This is a genomic window from Pseudomonadota bacterium (genome assembly GCA_026388255.1).
GTDB lineage: Bacteria > Desulfobacterota > Syntrophorhabdia > Syntrophorhabdales > Syntrophorhabdaceae > JAPLKB01.
In genome coordinates this window covers 1-17,499 of sequence record JAPLKC010000121.1, presented here as the reverse complement: position 1 = coordinate 17,499, position 17,499 = coordinate 1, and the positions used below count along the sequence as shown (strand labels likewise).

Annotated in this window: 17 protein-coding genes; 12 read left to right on the top strand and 5 right to left on the bottom strand. The window is 42.5% G+C overall.

Features of this window, described 5'->3' with window-relative positions; translation table 11 throughout:
• The 7 genes from NT178_17430 to NT178_17400 form a co-directional block, all read left to right on the top strand.
• A partial coding sequence (locus NT178_17430) for a PAS domain S-box protein (protein ID MCX5814304.1) occupies nucleotides 1-1,038 on the top strand: 1,038 nt, incomplete at its 5' end.
• Between the two features lie 17 nt (nucleotides 1,039-1,055).
• Nucleotides 1,056-3,176, top strand: coding sequence for an ATP-binding protein (locus NT178_17425; GenBank protein MCX5814303.1), 2,121 nt, complete (start codon nucleotides 1,056-1,058; stop codon nucleotides 3,174-3,176).
• A gap of 10 nt (nucleotides 3,177-3,186) precedes the next feature.
• Nucleotides 3,187-4,698: a response regulator gene (locus NT178_17420; GenBank protein ID MCX5814302.1), complete on the top strand. Its 1,512-nt coding sequence runs from the start codon at nucleotides 3,187-3,189 to the stop codon at nucleotides 4,696-4,698.
• Between the two features lie 25 nt (nucleotides 4,699-4,723).
• Entirely contained in the window at nucleotides 4,724-5,392 is a 669-nt protein-coding gene (locus NT178_17415) for a DUF2490 domain-containing protein (GenBank protein ID MCX5814301.1), read from the top strand.
• A gap of 71 nt (nucleotides 5,393-5,463) precedes the next feature.
• Nucleotides 5,464-7,107 (top strand): ATP-binding protein, encoded by a 1,644-nt coding sequence (locus NT178_17410; GenBank protein ID MCX5814300.1) that lies wholly within the window; start codon nucleotides 5,464-5,466, stop codon nucleotides 7,105-7,107.
• A gap of 143 nt (nucleotides 7,108-7,250) precedes the next feature.
• Nucleotides 7,251-7,622, top strand: a complete 372-nt coding sequence (locus NT178_17405; GenBank protein MCX5814299.1) for a response regulator — start codon at nucleotides 7,251-7,253, stop codon at nucleotides 7,620-7,622.
• A gap of 14 nt (nucleotides 7,623-7,636) precedes the next feature.
• Nucleotides 7,637-9,904, top strand: coding sequence for a PAS domain S-box protein (locus tag NT178_17400; protein ID MCX5814298.1), 2,268 nt, complete (start codon nucleotides 7,637-7,639; stop codon nucleotides 9,902-9,904).
• Between the two features lie 22 nt (nucleotides 9,905-9,926).
• Here the strand turns inward: NT178_17400 and NT178_17395 are convergent, their stop codons facing one another.
• Entirely contained in the window at nucleotides 9,927-10,130 is a 204-nt protein-coding gene (locus tag NT178_17395; GenBank protein MCX5814297.1) for a hypothetical protein, read from the bottom strand.
• Here NT178_17395 and NT178_17390 point away from each other — a divergent pair.
• The 3 genes from NT178_17390 to NT178_17380 are packed head-to-tail and all read left to right on the top strand — an operon-like array spanning nucleotide 10,123 to nucleotide 14,021.
• The gene (locus NT178_17390) at nucleotides 10,123-10,986 is read left to right on the top strand and encodes an NrtA/SsuA/CpmA family ABC transporter substrate-binding protein (GenBank protein MCX5814296.1); all 864 of its coding nucleotides are present in this window, start codon (nucleotides 10,123-10,125) and stop codon (nucleotides 10,984-10,986) included. The two genes, NT178_17395 and NT178_17390, sit on opposite strands and share 8 nt — an antisense overlap.
• Nucleotides 10,987-10,993: 7 nt before the next feature.
• The gene (locus tag NT178_17385; GenBank protein MCX5814295.1) at nucleotides 10,994-13,825 is read left to right on the top strand and encodes a PAS domain S-box protein; all 2,832 of its coding nucleotides are present in this window, start codon (nucleotides 10,994-10,996) and stop codon (nucleotides 13,823-13,825) included.
• Nucleotides 13,818-14,021: a hypothetical protein gene (locus NT178_17380; GenBank protein MCX5814294.1), complete on the top strand. Its 204-nt coding sequence runs from the start codon at nucleotides 13,818-13,820 to the stop codon at nucleotides 14,019-14,021. Before NT178_17385 ends, NT178_17380 begins: the two co-directional genes overlap by 8 nt.
• Here NT178_17380 and NT178_17375 read toward each other — a convergent pair.
• The 4 genes from NT178_17375 to NT178_17360 all read right to left on the bottom strand — a co-directional run bounded on the left by NT178_17375 (nucleotide 13,926) and on the right by NT178_17360 (nucleotide 15,172).
• Nucleotides 13,926-14,180 carry a type II toxin-antitoxin system HicA family toxin gene (locus NT178_17375; GenBank protein MCX5814293.1) on the bottom strand — a complete coding sequence of 85 codons (255 nt, stop codon included), beginning with the start codon at nucleotides 14,178-14,180 and terminating at the stop codon, nucleotides 13,926-13,928. The two genes, NT178_17380 and NT178_17375, sit on opposite strands and share 96 nt — an antisense overlap.
• Nucleotides 14,173-14,400 carry a type II toxin-antitoxin system HicB family antitoxin gene (locus tag NT178_17370; GenBank protein MCX5814292.1) on the bottom strand — a complete coding sequence of 76 codons (228 nt, stop codon included), beginning with the start codon at nucleotides 14,398-14,400 and terminating at the stop codon, nucleotides 14,173-14,175. The genes NT178_17375 and NT178_17370 overlap by 8 nt, the downstream gene beginning before the upstream one ends.
• 206 nt (nucleotides 14,401-14,606) lie before the next feature.
• Complete coding sequence (locus tag NT178_17365; GenBank protein MCX5814291.1) at nucleotides 14,607-14,987, bottom strand: DUF6516 family protein; 381 nt, start codon at nucleotides 14,985-14,987, stop codon at nucleotides 14,607-14,609.
• Nucleotides 14,984-15,172, bottom strand: a complete 189-nt coding sequence (locus tag NT178_17360; GenBank protein ID MCX5814290.1) for a hypothetical protein — start codon at nucleotides 15,170-15,172, stop codon at nucleotides 14,984-14,986. Before NT178_17360 ends, NT178_17365 begins: the two co-directional genes overlap by 4 nt.
• 512 nt (nucleotides 15,173-15,684) lie before the next feature.
• On the opposite strand from NT178_17360, the gene NT178_17355 reads away from it, so the two are divergent.
• Nucleotides 15,685-16,611, top strand: a complete 927-nt coding sequence (locus NT178_17355) for a ParB/RepB/Spo0J family partition protein (GenBank protein MCX5814289.1) — start codon at nucleotides 15,685-15,687, stop codon at nucleotides 16,609-16,611.
• A 44-nt stretch (nucleotides 16,612-16,655) separates the two neighbouring features.
• Nucleotides 16,656-17,372: a hypothetical protein gene (locus tag NT178_17350; GenBank protein ID MCX5814288.1), complete on the top strand. Its 717-nt coding sequence runs from the start codon at nucleotides 16,656-16,658 to the stop codon at nucleotides 17,370-17,372.
• Nucleotides 17,373-17,499 lie beyond the last annotated feature (127 nt).

The window sequence follows — 17,499 nt, the reverse complement described above, 5'->3', positions numbered from 1 at the left end:
GGGTTCCAGGGAACGATCCGGGATATTACCGAGCGCAAGCGGGCGGAGGAAGCTATGATGGTAAGTGAACAAAGATACCGCTCTATATTTGAAAACTCTGTAGAGGGCATCTTCCAGACCAGGCCGGATGGAAAACTTATAACAGTCAATCCTGCAATGGTAATAATGTTCGGGTTTGCATCGCCGGAAGAGATGATATCGGGTATTGACGATGTCGGTAAGCGACTATATGTGAACCCTGAAGACAGGTTGAGGTATAAAAAGGCTCTTGAGGAACAGGGTATTATTCAAGGTTTTGAAAGACAACACTATCACAAAGACGGAAGTAAATTCTGGGTTTCAGTTAATGCCCGTGCTGTTCGGGACTCGACAGGCAAAGTGCTCCTTTATGAGGGAACGGTAGAAGATATAACCAGCCGTAAAACAGCCGATGAAGTATTAAAAGAAAACACGGAAAAACTCAGAAAATCCTTATTGGGAACTATAAGGGCAATATCCATGATAGTTGAGACACGTGATCCCTACACTGCAGGTCATCAGAGGAAGGTATCAAACCTTGCGACGGTAGTCGCGCAGGATATGGGACTCCCGAAAGATACAGTCGATAATATCCGTATGGCCGGTATTATCCATGACATAGGCAAGATATCAGTACCTGCTGAAATTTTAAGTAAGCCCGGCATATTAACACACTTAGAAATGGACCTCATTAAGATTCACTCCCAATCAGGATATGACATATTAAAAGATGTTGAATTGCCCTATCCTATTGCAGAGATAGTCCTTCAGCACCATGAGCGCATGGACGGTTCAGGCTATCCGCAGGGTCTCAAAGGTGACCAGATCCTCCTCGAGGCTAAGATTATCTCTGTCGCAGATGTGGTAGAGGCAATAGCATCCCACCGTCCCTACAGACCTGCTAAAGGCATAGATGCAGCCCTTGAAGAGATTGAAAAAAACAAAGGTATTCTTTATGATTCGAAGATAGTGGAGGCGTGTCTTAAACTGTTCAGAGAGAAAGGGTTTACGTTTGAATGAAAGGTGGAAAAGTGAAAATGTGGAAAGATGAAAATATTCCTTCTGTTATTTCCGCAAAAGCGGGAGTCCGGATTATTCATTTTAAAAAAAGAAGTACAGTTGTCGCGCTTTCTCTGTTAATATTTCTCGCCGGGCTGGCACTTGCTTATTGGTTTGCATTGTTACATCACAGAGCTGATGTCAGTCATGAGCGCACAGCAATTACAGCAAGATTGGACAAGGCACGAGGGGAAATCAGTCGACAGGTTGACTCCATCATCCATCTTTCCCAAGGGCTTGTCAGTCTTGTGAAAATCCAGCACGGAATTTCAGAAGCCCAGTTTGCGTCTATGGCACAGGAAATCGTGACCAATGAACCCAGAATTAGAAATATAGCCCTTGCCCCCGGCAATATCATTCGATTTGTGTACCCGATAAAAGGAAATGAACGTGCCCTCGGCTTGGATTATCTTAAGACTCCCGATCAACGTGAAGCTGTATTAAGGGTGATTCAGGAGAAAACAACAGTCGTTGCAGGGCCGGTCAACCTTGTACAGGGCGGGGTGGGTATTATCAGCCGCACCCCGATATATATGAGAGATTCTCCGGCTTCCAATGGTGAGCCGCGCTACTGGGGTATAGCCTCAACGGTTATTGATTTTGATACATTAATCAGGAGCACCGGGCTTGCCAACAGGGCAAACCAGAACATACGTTTTGCCCTTCGAGGGAAGGATGGTCTTGGCGCAACAGGTGAGACATTCTGGGGCGACAACAGGATATTCACGATGGACCCTGTGCTTATGTATATTACCCTGCCTTCAGGGAGCTGGCAGATAGCTGCGCTACCCGCTAAGGGATGGCCTGTATTCAATCCGCTAAGGTCCTTGTATTTTCTTTTTGGATGCATAATCAGCTCGATTTTTTCCATTCTATTTTTTCAACTCATTCGAATTAACAGCGTTCTGCGCCAGGAAGTCAGGGAGAGAATTGATGCGGAAGAGGCGCTCCGCCAAAGCGAGGAGAAATACCGTAGTATCTTTGAAAATTCAATTATGGGAATTTTCCGAACCACTACTGATGGTCATTATCTGAGTGTCAACCCTGCCGGAGCCAGGATGTATGGTTATAAATCACAGGAAGAGATGATGCAGTCGGTTACAGATATGGCTCATAATGTATATGTTCATCCTGAAGACCGGGAGCGGTTTAAAGAAACATTAGAAAGCAACGGATTTGTTGAAGGTTTCGAAGCAGAGCATTACACGAAAGAAAGAAGAAAAATATGGGCCTCCATGAACGCGCGAGTTATACGCGATGATTCAGGCGCAGTGCTTTACTATGAAACTACTTCGGAAGATATCACCAAACGCAAGCTGGCAGAGGATGAGTTGGATCAATACCGCCTTCATTTAGAAGACCTTGTTCGAGACAGGACGCAGGAACTTGAGAAAGCGAAGGAAGCAGCAGAGGGGGCAGACCGGTTGAAATCGGCCTTTCTTGCCACTATGTCCCATGAACTGCGCACTCCTCTTAATTCTATTATAGGTTTTACAGGCATTATGCTGCAAGGGATTGCAGGTCCTCTCAATGAAGAACAGGGAAAACAGCTTGGGATGGTTCAAAAAAGCTCCAAGCATCTCCTCAATCTTATCAACGATGTTCTCGATATTTCTAAAATTGAGGCAGGTCAGTTAGAGCTTCAATCCGAACCCTTCGATTTGCGAAAGTCTATAGAAAACATTATTGACATTGTGACACCTCTTGCCGTGAAAAAGGATCTTACCCTTTCCACATACATTGACGAGGCAATCAATGAATTTGTCGGCGATCAGCGACGGGTAGAACAGGCTCTCATCAATCTCATCAATAACGGCATTAAATTCACGGAAAAAGGGGGAATCATAATTTCCTGTCGAAAGGATGCGTCCCGGATTTTAATCGACGTAAAAGATACGGGCATCGGCATCGAACCTGAAGACATGGAGAAAATCTTCAAGCCGTTTCAACAAACCGACATTGGAATCGCAAAAAAGCAGGAAGGCACAGGTCTTGGTCTTTCAATAACAAAAAAGTTGGTTGAAATGATGAACGGGCAAATTCAGGTGCACAGTGAAGTAGGCATGGGCAGCACCTTTACCGTGATTTTGAATATGTGAGGGAGGAAAAATGGGCCAGTATCCCGATGAGATTTGTGTTAATAAGCATGTTCTTGTCGTTGATGACGAAGAACAGAACCAGTATCTGTTAGAGGTTATACTCAAAGGTGAAAAGTGCGTTGTCACCTGTGCGGGGAATGGTCTGGAGGCACTTGAATACCTGAGGAAGGATACCTTTCATCTCATTATATCCGATATCCTGATGCCGAAAATGGACGGTTTCCATTTTTGCAGAGAATGCAAGTCTGATTCCGGATTGAAAGATATCCCCTTTGTCTTCTACACAGCTTCTTATACGGATAAAAAGGATGAAGAATTTGCCCAGAGTCTCGGAGCTGACAGATTCATACAAAAACCCATCGAACCTGTATCGTTTATGTCCATTGTCAAGGAAGTTCTTTACGAATACGAAAAAGGGATTATACCTTCGAAGATCCCAATATTCAAAGAGGAGGTGCCATACCTAAGGGAATACAATGAGCGCATCATTCAAAAGCTTGAACAAAAGGTGACTGAGCTTGACGCAGCCTATAAATTACTTGCCGAGAACGAGCAAAAATATCGCAGCATCTTTGTGAATGCCGTAGAGGGCATCTTTCAGAGTACACCGGAAGGAAAACTTATAACAGTAAATCCTTCATTGGCAAGGATGTTCGGGTTTGCATCGCCGGAAGAGATGGTATCGGATATTGACGATATCGGCAAGCGACTGTATGTGAACCCTGAAGACAGGATAAGGTATAAAAAGGCTCTTGGGGAACAGGGTATTATCCAAAGCCTTGAAAGACAGCACTATCGCAAAGACGGAAGTAAATTCTGGGTTTCAGTTAATGCCCGTGCTGTTCGGGACTCGACAGGCAAAATACTCCATTATGAGGGTACGGTAGAAGATATAACCGGTCGTAAAGCAGCCGATGAAATATTAAAAGAAACCGCGGATAAGCTCCAAAAATCCTTATTAGGCACCATAAAAGCAATATCCATGATTGTTGAGACACGCGACCCCTACACTGCAGGTCACCAGAGAAGGGTTGCAAGCCTTGCCCGTGAAATAGCCAAAGAGATGGGTCTATCAAAGAATGCAATAGAGAATATCTTTATAGCAGGCGTCATCCATGACATTGGCAAGATATCGGTTCCCGCTGAAATCTTAAGCAAGCCCGGCATATTAACGCACATAGAAATGGAACTAATTAAGATTCACTCCCGATCAGGATATGACATATTGAAAGATGTTGAATTGCCTTATCCCATAGCAGAGATAGTCCTCCAGCACCATGAAAGATTAGACGGTTCAGGTTATCCGCAATGCCTCAAAAACAGCCAGATTTTTCTCGAATCCCGGATTATCTGCATAGCCGATGTGGTTGAAGCCATCTCCTCCCACCGTCCATACAGACCGGCACGGGGGATTGATAACGCTCTGGAGGAGATAAAGAAAAATGCTGGAATACTCTATGACATGGAAGCAGTTAATGTGTGCTTGAAACTCTTCAGGGAGAAGGGATTTAAGTTTGAATAAAAGGATTTTAGAGTGAAAGAAGGTTATGAAACGTATTGGAAACCTTGTACGGTATAATATTAAAGTTATTCTAATGTTGTTGTTTCTTTATTTTGCCACTCCATGCCTTCATGCCGATCACGACAATTCCCTCCGTACTGATCTTAATTTTAACTACACAATCAATGAGCGATTTCTATCAACATCCTATGTATTTATACAGGCTGATAAGGATATGTCGAATTATGACTATATCGAACTTGGCACAGGTCTGCAATATCAGACATCATTAAAGTGGCTTTCGTTTCTTCTTTACTATCAGCAGGGATATTCAAAAGATGATGATAACCACTGGCTGCTCGAACAGAAACCCAGCATAAATATGAACACATTATTTGCCATTTCCGGTTTCAAAATTTCAAATCAGATTCGCTATGAATACAGAATAACGCCGGACTGGAATGATTACAGAATAAAAAACACTCTGGAAATATCTCGCCCTGATATATTTCTCAAGCCTTATATCGGATGGGAGATGTTCTACGAAAACCACGACAGGGATGTTACGCTTAACAGAATAAAATTCGGTATTATAAAGGATATTGACAGCCATTTTTCCATGGGCCCCTATTATCGAATTGATTTTTCAAAAATAAACCACCAATGGGAATTTTCAAGACAGCTCGTTGGATTTCAGGTTACAATAAAATATTGATTATGAACAATATATTGGCACACAAAAACAGCATTTGCAAAGCACATAGACTCGTCAATTTGGTTCAACTTTTGCGACTGTTCATAATCCTGTTGTTTTTTCTATGCCTTGGTCTTCCATCTGCGCGGGCTGATAACCAGATCGTGACTGTAGGCGTCTATGAAAATACGCCTAAGGTCTTCACCTCCGACAACGGACGGCCTTCAGGCATCTTTATTGATATTATCGAATTTATTGCGAAAAGCGAAGGCTGGAATTTGAAATATGTAGCAGGCACATGGGCGCAAGGACTGGATCGCCTGGCAAAAGGGGAAATTGATCTCATGCCTGATGTGGCATATACACCGGAACGGGGGAAAAGATTCTCTTTTCACAAGATACAGGTCCTGACAGCATGGTTTCAGGCCTATGCACCCAAGGGTAGTGGAATTCAATCGATATTAGACCTTAATGGAAAGCGAATCGCCATTCTGGAGAAATCAATTCAGCAGGAAGCTTTTATCCGGTACGCCGAGGGTTTCAGGTTGAACATAACACTCATTCCGGTATCGGATTACAAAACAGCCTTTGAGATTGTTGCCAAAAAAGAAGCCGATGCTGCCATCACTAACCAACTCTACGGAGCAATGCATGCAAAAAAGTATGGGCTTGAAGATACGGCGGTTGTTTTCGAGCCATCTGCCATCTTTTTTGCGACAGCTAAAGGCACTCATGAAGAATTATTGAACACTATTGACAACCATCTGCGGGACATGAAAAAAGACCCTAAATCAATTTACTATCGCTCGATGAAACAATGGACTTCCGAAGAGGTCGGTTTTAAGTTGCCGGTGTGGGTACAAATCTTCGGCCTTGCTTCAGGCATTGTTCTTATTATGAGCATTGGGGGAAGCATTATTTTGAAGCGTCAGGTAAATGCGCGCACCCATGAACTACGGCAGATCAATCAGGAAATGGAACAGCGTATCATCGAACGTACTGCAGAACTGGCAGAGGCCATGGAAGAAGCTAAGGCAGCAGACCGGCTGAAATCCGCCTTTCTCGCCACCATGTCCCATGAACTCCGCACGCCCTTGAACTCCATTATCGGTTTTACAGGCATTCTTTTACAAGGGCTTGTCGGGCAACTCAATGAGGAACAGAAGAAACAAATGGGCATGGTGCACACCAGCGCAAATCATCTCCTGTCACTCATCAGCGGTGTGCTCGATATTTCAAAAATAGAGGCCGGACAGCTTCAAGTCGAGCTTGAAGAATTTGACCTGCCGGCATCTGTCAAAAAGGTTGAGCAGGTTATCCGACCTCTTGCCGAGAAAAAAGGCCTTGATCTGATTGTTGACATTGCCCCGGATATTGGTATGATTAGAAGTGATATGCGTCGGGTAGAGCAGGTGTTTCTAAATCTTTTAAGCAATGCCATAAAGTTTACCGAAAAGGGTAGCGTGACAGCAACCTGTTCAACCGGTCCGGGGATCGTTATTGTCCGTGTAAAGGATACCGGCATTGGTATTTGTAACGAAGACATTGACAAGCTTTTTAAGCCTTTTTCCCAGATTGATATAGGTTTAACCCGTAAATACGAAGGGACAGGATTGGGTCTCTCAATATGCAAGAAACTTGTTAACATTCTGGGCGGAGACATATGGGTTGAAAGTGAGTATGGGAAGGGCAGTGTGTTCACTTTTACGCTGCCGGTTTTACCGGCGGATATATGAATGACATGGTAATTAATAAAGGGATTCACGATGATTCGGTTGACTTCATCCCGAAACCCTTATTACCAAAGGAGCTATTGCTCAAAGTAAGGGAAATATTGGGTAGATAAAAGTTGCCTTAGCAATAACATAAGGAGTTTCTAATGAAGAAAAAAATCTTAGTCATCGAGGATAACGAGCAGAATCTTTATCTCGTAACCTTTATCCTGGAAAAACATGGTTATGAGGTTTTTGCGGCTCAGGACGGACAGGAAGGAATCAACATGGCTGTTTCAATAATGCCGGAGCTTATCCTTCTCGATATTCAGCTTCCTGTCATGGATGGATATGCCGTTGCCAGACACCTTAGAGCAAACCCTGACCTTGCGCAGATTCCCATTATAGCGGTAACATCCTATGCTATGACAGGAGACCGGGAGAAGACAATTGAAGCAGGGTGCAACGGGTATATCGAAAAGCCGATTAACCCTGATACCTTCATACAACAAGTTGAACAACACCTTATAAAGGCTTAAGGAGATAACCTGTAATGAAAACAGTTCTAATTGTCGATGATAATACAGAAAACCTTTATTTCCTTGAGATCACACTTAAAGGAAACGGTTATGGCGTAATGACGGCTACGAACGGTTCAGAAGCGCTGGAATCAGCCATCAAAATGCCCCCTGATCTGATTATAAGCGATATCCTGATGCCGGTTATGGATGGATTCATACTTTGCCGGAAATGGAAAGAGGACGAGCAGCTCAAACATATACCCTTTATATTTTATACGGCCACTTACACCGAACCAAAGGATGAGAAGTTTGCATTGAGTCTTGGCGCGGACAGATTTATTCTCAAACCTCAAGAGCCGGAAATACTGATGCATATACTGGCAGAATTATTTGAAGAAAAATATGCGGCAAAACCAGCAGCAGCGAAGCCTCTTGGTGAAGAAATGGAGTTCTTCAGGCGTCATAATGAAATCCTTTTCAAGAAACTCGAGAAGAAAATGTCTGATCTTGAAATTGTGAATCAAAAGCTGAAGGCAAATGAAGAGGCTTTGGAAAGGAATGAGGGGTTTCTTGACAGCATCATCGAGAACATTCCGGATATGCTTTTTGTGAAAGAGGCGGAAACCCTAAATTTTGTGAAATTCAATAAGGCGGGAGAAAAACTGCTGGGAATGAACAGACAATATTTGATAGGTAAGAATGACTACGACTTTTTCCCTGAAAATCAGGCGAATTTCTTTACCGAAAAGGACAGGGAAGTCATCGAAAAAAAGCAATTGGTTGATATTCCCGAGGAGCCCATTCAGACAAAGCTACTGGGAGAGAGAATACTCCATACAAAGAAAATACCTATTATTGAAATGGGAGGAAAGGCACAATATCTTCTGGGTATATCGGAGGACATTACCGAACGCAAGCTTATAGAGGAGGCGCTCCTTAGCAGTGAACAAAAATACCGTGCCTTGATGGAGTATGCACCTGATGCGATATTAATTGCTGACCCCGAGGGGAATATTCTCGAAGCAAATAAAAAAGCAGAGGAACTATTGGGCTACACAGAGGAAGAGCTACTGGGCCTAAAAATTTCGCAAATTCACCCAAAGGAAGAACTTGGGAAAACAATGTATACTTTCAGGGAGATAGCGGAACAGAAAATAGGCTCATTAATTGATACCAGAGTATTAAGAAAAGACGGCAAAATAGTTCCCGTTGATATAACTGGAACAGTTATAGAATACAGAGGAAAAAGATTAATCCAGGGAATTTTCAGGGATATTACCGAGCATAAACTGGCAGAAAAAGCTCTGAGAGAGAGTGAAGAAAAATACCGTATTGTTGCGGACAACACTTATGACTGGGAATACTGGCTTGACCGCCAGGACCATTTTGTCTATTGTTCTCCTTCTTGTGAACGTATTACGGGGTACAAAGCTGAAAAGTTTCTGGCTGATCCGGGCTTACTTGACCGGATTATTTATCCGGATCATCGACCTGATTTTATTTTTCACAAGAAAAGTGTGTGTCAGGCTGACCATATTGATGAAATAGAATTTCTTATCATCCGGTCCGATGGCACTGAACGATGGATAGGCCATGCCTGCCAAGCAATATATGATGAGACTGGTGTGTTTAAGGGAATACGCGGCAGCAACCGTGACATTACCTCTCGTAAACTTGCCGAAGAAGTGTTGCAGCAGACTGCCATAAAGCTGAGAAAATCCTTAGCAGGTACCATACGGGCAATGTCGTTAACAGTGGAAACAAGAGACCCCTATACCGCAGGTCACCAGAGAAGGGTATCTGATCTTGCAATGGTAATAGCACAGGAGATGGATCTATCAAGCGATGACATCGATAAAATCCGTATGGCAGGTCTCATCCATGATATCGGGAAAATATCAGTACCGGCCGAGATATTAGTAAAACCCGGTAAATTATTGGATATTGAAATGAGCCTTATAAAAGTTCACTCTCAATCAGGATATGACATATTGAAAGATGTGGAATTGCCTTATCCCATAGCAGAGATAGTTCTCCAGCACCATGAAAGATTAGACGGTTCAGGCTATCCGCAAGGTCTCAAAAACGGACAGATACTCCTGGAGTCACAGATCATCTCTGTGGCTGATGTGGTTGAAGCCATCGCCTCCCACCGTCCATACCGCCCTGCACTGGGAGTCGAGGTTGCCCTTGAAGAAATAGAAAAGAACAAGGGCAACCTATATGATGCGGGGGTGGTGGATGTGTGCATCAAATTGTTCAGGGAGAAAGAGTTTAAATTTGAACCAACGGGACCATGATTTGCTTAGTTTCTATATTGTATTAATTTTTATTTTGTAAGGGATAGATTGCGATGATGAGAATAAAACATAAAATAGTATCAGGAACTATTTTCGGAATAACCTTTTTTTTAGCATTTGCAGTTTTTTTCATATCCTGCCAGAAAACGGAAAAATCTGCCGGCCCAAGCGGCCCAAATGAAAAGGTGACGATTGGCGTTGGATCTGGAATGCTATCTGTGCCCATTTTCATCGCTAATGAGAAAAGGTATTTTTCAGACGAAGGGCTTGATGTTACGATAAAACCTCACCCATCCGGCAAAAAGGCAATGGAGGGCATGTTTGCAGGAGAGGTTAAACTTTCTACTGTTACAGATATCCCGATTGTGTTTAATAGCTTTATACGCAACGATTTCGTTGTCATTGCAACATTTGCCTATAGTTACAATAATTGCAAGGTACTCGGCAGAAAAGACAAAGGAATAAAAAGTCCTGAAGATTTGAAAGGTAAAAAGATAGGGACTCCTTTCAGCACAGCAGCTCATTTTTTCAGCCATGTATATTTATCTGAATACGGGATTACCAAATCTGACGTAAAAATCATTGACATCCCGGCACAGGATTTGCCGGAAGCGCTCCAAAGCGGCAAAATAGACGCAATTGTGATATTCGAGCCCTATGCATATCAGGCAGACAAAGCATTACCCGACAATGTCGTAAGGTTGCCGGAATCCCGATTGTACAGGGAGACCTTTAACCTTATTGCTATGAAACAATTTGCAAATGAACATCCGGAATTACTGAAAAAGATTGTCAGGAGTCTTGACAAGGCAATAGAATTCATAAAAAGCAACAAGAAAGAATCGATTGCCGTGATAATCAATAAAACCAATATGGAAGAATTTTTTTTGGTTTCAATATGGGATGATTTTGTTTACCAGCTTTCCCTTGATCGGTCACTGTTGATCTCTATGGAAGATGAAGCACGATGGGCAATAAAAAACAGGTTCACAGACAAAACAAAGGTTCCTAATTATCTCGGTTATTTCTATCCGGATGCAATGAAGGCAGTAAAGCCGAAAGCAGTTACAATTATCAAATAGGCGCCATATGAAAATTAAAACAAAACTTCGGATTATTATTATCATTAACATAGCTGCTTTTACCTTTCTTATACTCTTCAATCTATTTTTGTCTGAGAAGGAAGCTATTATAAGCGAGAAAGCAAATTTAATCAGCAAGCTGAATCTGGCAATATTTGAAACAGGTCAGGTAAGAGACGAATATTTTCTCTACAAGGAAGAACGTTCAAGAGATCAGTCTTATTTAATACATGAAGAAATTGCATCTATTCTGAAAAAGATGCCTGAGAAATTTACTGCGCCGCACGAAAGGACTGTTTTAGATAATTTAACAAGTTTTTATAATAGTTCAACTGCACTTTTTAATAAAGTGGTCAAGCTCGATGAAGGCGCCCCTGTTGATATTGCACAAAAGCAAGAGCTGAGAGAACGAATTATCAGTCAGATGATTGTGAATGCGCATTCCACATATCTTGAAACATTAACATTGAGGGAGATAATTCACGAAGAGAGACAACATACTCTTGCCCGGCACAACCTTTATAGCAATATCACCTTTGGGTTTCTGGGGATATTCGTTGTTTTTCTTATAGCAGTTGCTTTACGGAGCATTGCCCGTCCTCTAAAAAAGCTTCACGAAGGGACAGAAATTATTGCAAAGGGGAATCTGGATTATAAAACCGATGTCAGAACCTCTGATGAGATCGGTCAGTTGTCCCTTGCATTTGATGCAATGACTGAACAACTCAGGGAAACTATTGTTTCACGGGATATATTGGATAAAGAGATCGAAGAACACAGGAAGACCGGGGATGCGCTCCTTGCTGAAAAGAATTTCTCTGAATCAACATTAGACAGCATGCCGGGTGTGTTCTACTGCTATGATGACCAGTTGCAATTTAAAAGATGGAATAAAAATTTCGAGCGGGTGAGCGGATACTCTGCAGAAGAGTTGTTAAAGATAAGTCCTCTTGATTTGTTTGCCGGCGAAGGCAGACAACTCATCGAAGAGAGGATAAAGGAGGTTTTTGCAAAAGGTGAGTCGAGTGCTGAAACAGATTTTGTATCAGGAGTTGGAATAGATATCTCGCAACGTAAGCAAACAGAAGAAGCTCTCAAAGAGAGCGAACAAAAATACCGCTCCATCTTTGAAAATGCCGTAGAAGGCATATACCAGAGCACGCCTGAAGGAGCCCTCCTGTCTGCAAACCCGTCGTTTGCCCATATGTTGGGATATAATTCCCCCGAAGAATTGTTATCTTCGGTAACAGACGTTTCACGGCAGGTTCATCCAAAACCTGAACAACGGGAACGGTTATTGAAAGAACTGGAGGAAAAGGGGAAATTGCTCGGATACACAATGCAATTTATCCGAAAGGACGGCTCATTGGTATGGGTTTCTGTTTCGTCACAGGTAGTGCGTGATGAAAAAGGAAACACACAATATTATGAAGGCATTGTGGAAGATATAACAATGCGACAGGAAGCAAAACTTCAGCTTCTTTCAATAAAAGCATACTATGAGAACATTCTCGAATCTATTGTTACAGGGGTATGGCAGACAGACAGGAACGATACGATACGATACTGCAACCAGGGAATGGGGGTTATAGCAGGCATCGAACCGGCAAAAATAGAAGGCCTCAACCTCTGGACTGATTTCCCGAAAGAGACAATAAACGCCTTCGGCCCCCTGTATCTCAATGCAAAGGTGTTGCTTGAACCTGTGCGCTATGACGCCGTGCATGTTTTAACCCCTTCAGGGAGATATACCCATCAGTCGGGCTGGTTTATACCCCTTATAAAAGACGGTGAATTTGACGGCATGATCTGCACAGTTGATGATGTAACGGAACAGAAAAGGTCGCATGAAGCCCTGCTTCAGGCTGAAGCTAAATATCGTTCCATCTTTGAAAATGCCGTAGAAGGCATCTTTCAGTGTGATCCTGACGGACGGATAACAAGCGCCAATCCAGCGCTTGTCCACACCCACGGATATGATTCAGAGGAAGAACTGATAAAGGCACTTTCTGATATCAGAACTCCTCTTTATGTCAACCCGGAATTAAGAAAAGAGTATCTCCGCCTTCTTCGCACCCAGGAAGTAATAGAGAACTTTGAAGCAGAATTTTATAGGAAGGACGGACGTAAAATCTGGGTATGTATGAATGTCCGGGCAGCTCGTAACAACGATGGGAATATCCATCATTTTGTGGGTACCATGGAGAGCACTACCATTCGTAAAGAAGCTGAAGAAGAACTGAAACAGACGCTTGAGAAACTGAGGAAAAGTTTAATAGGCACTATCCAGGCCATGTCTTTAATGGTAGAGACCCGAGACCCCTATACCGCAGGTCACCAGAGGAGTGTATCAAACATTGCCCGTAACATTGCGCAAGAGATGGCATTGCCAAACGATACCATTGATAATATCCGCATGGCAGGTATCATCCATGACATAGGCAAGATATCGGTACCCGCTGAGATACTAAGTAAACCAGGCAAACTTTCAAACATAGAATTCAGCCTCATTAAGGTTCACGCTCAATCAGGGTATAACATTTTAAAAGATGTGGGATTACCCTATCCTATAGCCGAAATTGTCCTTCAGCACCATGAGCGAATGGATGGTTCCGGGTATCCCCAAGGTTTAAAAGGTGATAAAATCCTCCTTGAGGCGCGCATTCTCGCTGTTGCAGATGTGGTAGAGGCCATAGCATCCCACCGTCCTTACAGACCTGCTAAAGGCATAGATGCAGCCCTTGAGGAGATAGAAAAGAACAAAGGCATACTTTATGATGCCGGGGTAGCAGAGGCATGCCTTAAATTGTTTCGGGAGAAAGAATTTAGTTTTGAGTGATGAAACCCGTGAAGCGTTGGTAGCCGAGGGTTTTAACCTGCGGAGCAAGGAAAAATCGTTCACAGTTCATGGCAAAGACGAAGGGGGCAGAGGACAGAGGTTAGAGGGCGGACAGGAACAAGGTGATAAGAAATATGAGTTTTTCTTTGGAAAGTCCGGTTTTTTTAAGTATGCTCAGGAGAGTACCCTTTTTTAGAGGTTTGCTGGAATGTACCGGCACTAGTATGGTAACAGTGCCTTCTTCCGACTGTTTCTGGTATATGCTATGGCTGCCTGTCTGTCTTTTAAAAACATACCCTTCTTTTTCGAGCACTTTGCAAATCTCATGGCCACTAACCTGCGGGAGTTTACTCATTAATCACAAGCTCAAGTTCGTGAGTCTGATGCGCCTTGGCAAAATGTGGGATGTTTTCTATTCCAACCACCTTAATATATCCTTCAGCAGCATCTTTAAGCATATAAATGGCCTCTTCAATGGTATCACCTTCAGTGGTTATGTCAAGTTCAGGGCAATAAACTACATAACCTCCCTCTTCAGCAGGGCTGAGTTCAGCAGTGATTTTTATTTTTCTCATGCCAAGCCTCCATCTATAAGATTAAAAAGTAATGTAGCCCTAAGTTGGTGGTATGTCAATAGAAAATACAAGATACAGGAGGTTGAAGCGCGAAGCGGAAAAGACCGTGAAGCGTTATTTGTGAAGAGTTAAAGACGAAATACGATGGACGGGTTTTAAAGGCTGTGAAGCGTGGGTAGCCGCAGGGTTTAACCTGTGCAAACAACTTATTTCTTGAGTATCATTGCGGTTATTTCGTTGAAGATGTCTTTAAATTCACGCGGCGCTGCCGGAATTGTATTGTTTTCAATATGTTTATGGTCTGGAAATGAGGATAACTCAGGATGATGGGGAGCATTATCATAGCGGAAAAGCATCTGACCCTGCTTGTCCATGTAATGGAATCTGTATTTTTCAATGGAGAGACCTTTATGTAGCTCTTTAGCAAAAATTGCAATATCAAGTGTTGATGAGTCCATGAAAAGGATAGAGCCTTTTAAATATACTGTATCGTTATCAGGTCCGAAGTGCTTTTGTATGTTGGATGATAAAACAGCGGCATTAAAGGTAGTAGTTTTTTCAATGCTTTCAACAAATTTCCGTATCACCGGACAGTTGAACGGATGGCAAGCCGGATTTTTTGCCATTGGGCAAGAAGCTGAGCGAATGCATACCAGTCGAAATAATCTGTTTCATCTCCCATCTGACCGGACTCAAACCTTTTCAAAAAGGCATGGGTTGTAAGATGGTATTTTTGCTCGAATTCTTTAATAGCTTTTTTATAAAAATCCACAGCGTTTGCACAAAGATTATATTCGCGCTTAAGAGATGTTTTGATTTCAGAGGTCAACTGCATATATTTATTTATAAAACAATAAGATGGGCAATGTCAAGGGGCAGAAATCTGTTCACAGTTCACAGCTTACGGCCAAAGAACAAGAGAAGGTCCACAGTTCGAAGCCGGTAGCAGCAGGTTTTAACCTGCGTGAAACTTGAAGTGTTAAAGACGAGTTACGAGGAACGCGCCTGCTTGCAGCCAGGGCAGAGATCGCGGCGGCAAAGCCCGCTGCAACAAGAAAGGGCTTGACACTTGCAGTCCCAATTTTTACAATAAAGAACAACACCAAGGGATTTATAATACAATTTTACGGGTTATGAATTAAGGTTTTTTAAAAGGCAGTGAATAGTGAATAGTATATAGTGAATAGTAAAAAAGCAGTGAATAGAATGACAGGAGTTGACTTTGAATTTGTCTTTAACTATTCACTAACGACTATTCACTGAAACAATAAAAAGGGGGATAAGATGGCAACAAAGAAAACAGTTGAAAGTCCGGAATTTATGTACCTGCCTCTGGAAGGCATTATTGTGGAAGAACAGATTCGCTCAGGAATAGATACGGAGAGTGAGTCCTTCAAGGCCCTTATGGAATCTATTAAAGACCGAGGCGTCTTAGAACCTGTTCTTGTAACATCTAAAGACGGTAAATACCTGCTGTTATGTGGAGAAAGACGTTATCTGGCCACGCAGAAACTGGGACTCCCATCAATCCCTGCGCGGATCGTGGATGCAGTAACTCAGAAGGACGAGATACTTGCCTTTCAACTGACGGAAAATCTCCAGAGGGAAGACTTAAATCCCATAGATCAGGCTAAAGGAATACTTGCATTTATTCAGGCACGACATCCTGATAAGGGATATGATGTGAGTGGGGTTATAAATGAATTAGTAAGCTATGATAGAAGGCCTGATGAAGTATCTGATGCAATTGCCGCAACATTTGCGGCAATTCTTGAAATCTCCGGAAAGTCAACAAAGACGCTGTTTAACACGATATCACTTTTAAAACTTTCTCCTGAAATTCAGACTGAAATCAGGTCAGGGAATATCCCTGTTTCGCAAGGATATCTCTTTGCCGCCAACCTCGAATGTCCTGATCGTATGAAAATATTCACCGACATTTTGAAAACGCCGGTTACTTATATTGCCCTGGAAAGAATGTTTACCGCATACAAGAAGGTCAAACCTGACCCTGGCAACACAAAGCCCGTATCCGTTAAAAGGCAGGTTAAAGGTCTCACATTCATGAAGACAACTTTTGAGAAGGGTCTTGGAACGTATAAAAGAGAAGACCTTGAAAAGCTCCTCTATGAGTTGCAGATTTTCTGTGATTATGTGCAACAACAGGTGCCGATGGCTCCATACGGCAAGAAAAGACCCCCTCAAGTGTGAGAAAGACTATTCACTTCATCTTTGACTTGTAATTGGAATTAATTATGCGATATTATCGAAGATCGGGATCAAATAACTTTGCCATATATATAACAGTAATTATTTCCGTCTTTCTTACCGCTGTTTTTCTTGCGCCTGCCTCTGCTGAAATAATAAGCATCACTAAAGAAATTGCTTACGAAAAAACTCATATAGACACAAGGGAATCGTCCAGGATTATTGCCTCAGCACAGGGACATAAACTTATCTTTGATGAAACGGCCGGATTTTTTAATGCAGACAACGCTTATCAATTGTCAAAAGCGCAGCTTTCTCTTTGTGCTGCCGGCATTGTGATACCGGAAATTATTTCAGAACGATGGTATGGAAACAAACTCTATCTTACATTACAAGCGAAAACAGACCGTGAAACAATAGCCGCTTACATAATCCTTTCTCTAAAGGACAAAGAAAAGATTGAAGAACTTCAGGAGACACGAAGAAATATTGAAGGTGTCTTGAAGGATATTATAAAGCTGCAAAAAGATCAATTGACCCGGTATTTAGTTGCCGTTGATCTGTTGAACAGAGAACAACTTATGGAAAGGGGATATGCACTCAGGAATAGAGAAAGATACGAAGAATCCATAGAGGCATTTAACAAAATCATTTCTCCAAAACAGACCCAAACGGTTTTAAAGCAGGAGATGAATATCGGGAAGATTACAACCTATGCAGCCAACCTGAGAGCCCGTCCGTCCCCTGACTCTAACCCGACTTAGCGGATTCGAGAGGTTTATAGATCATAATTCCTTTAATATCAAGTAGTGCATCTAAAAAGTCTTCACTACATCCGGTGTAACCATATCTGTCCTGGTCACCATGCGGGGCGGGGGCTGTTTGGGGAAG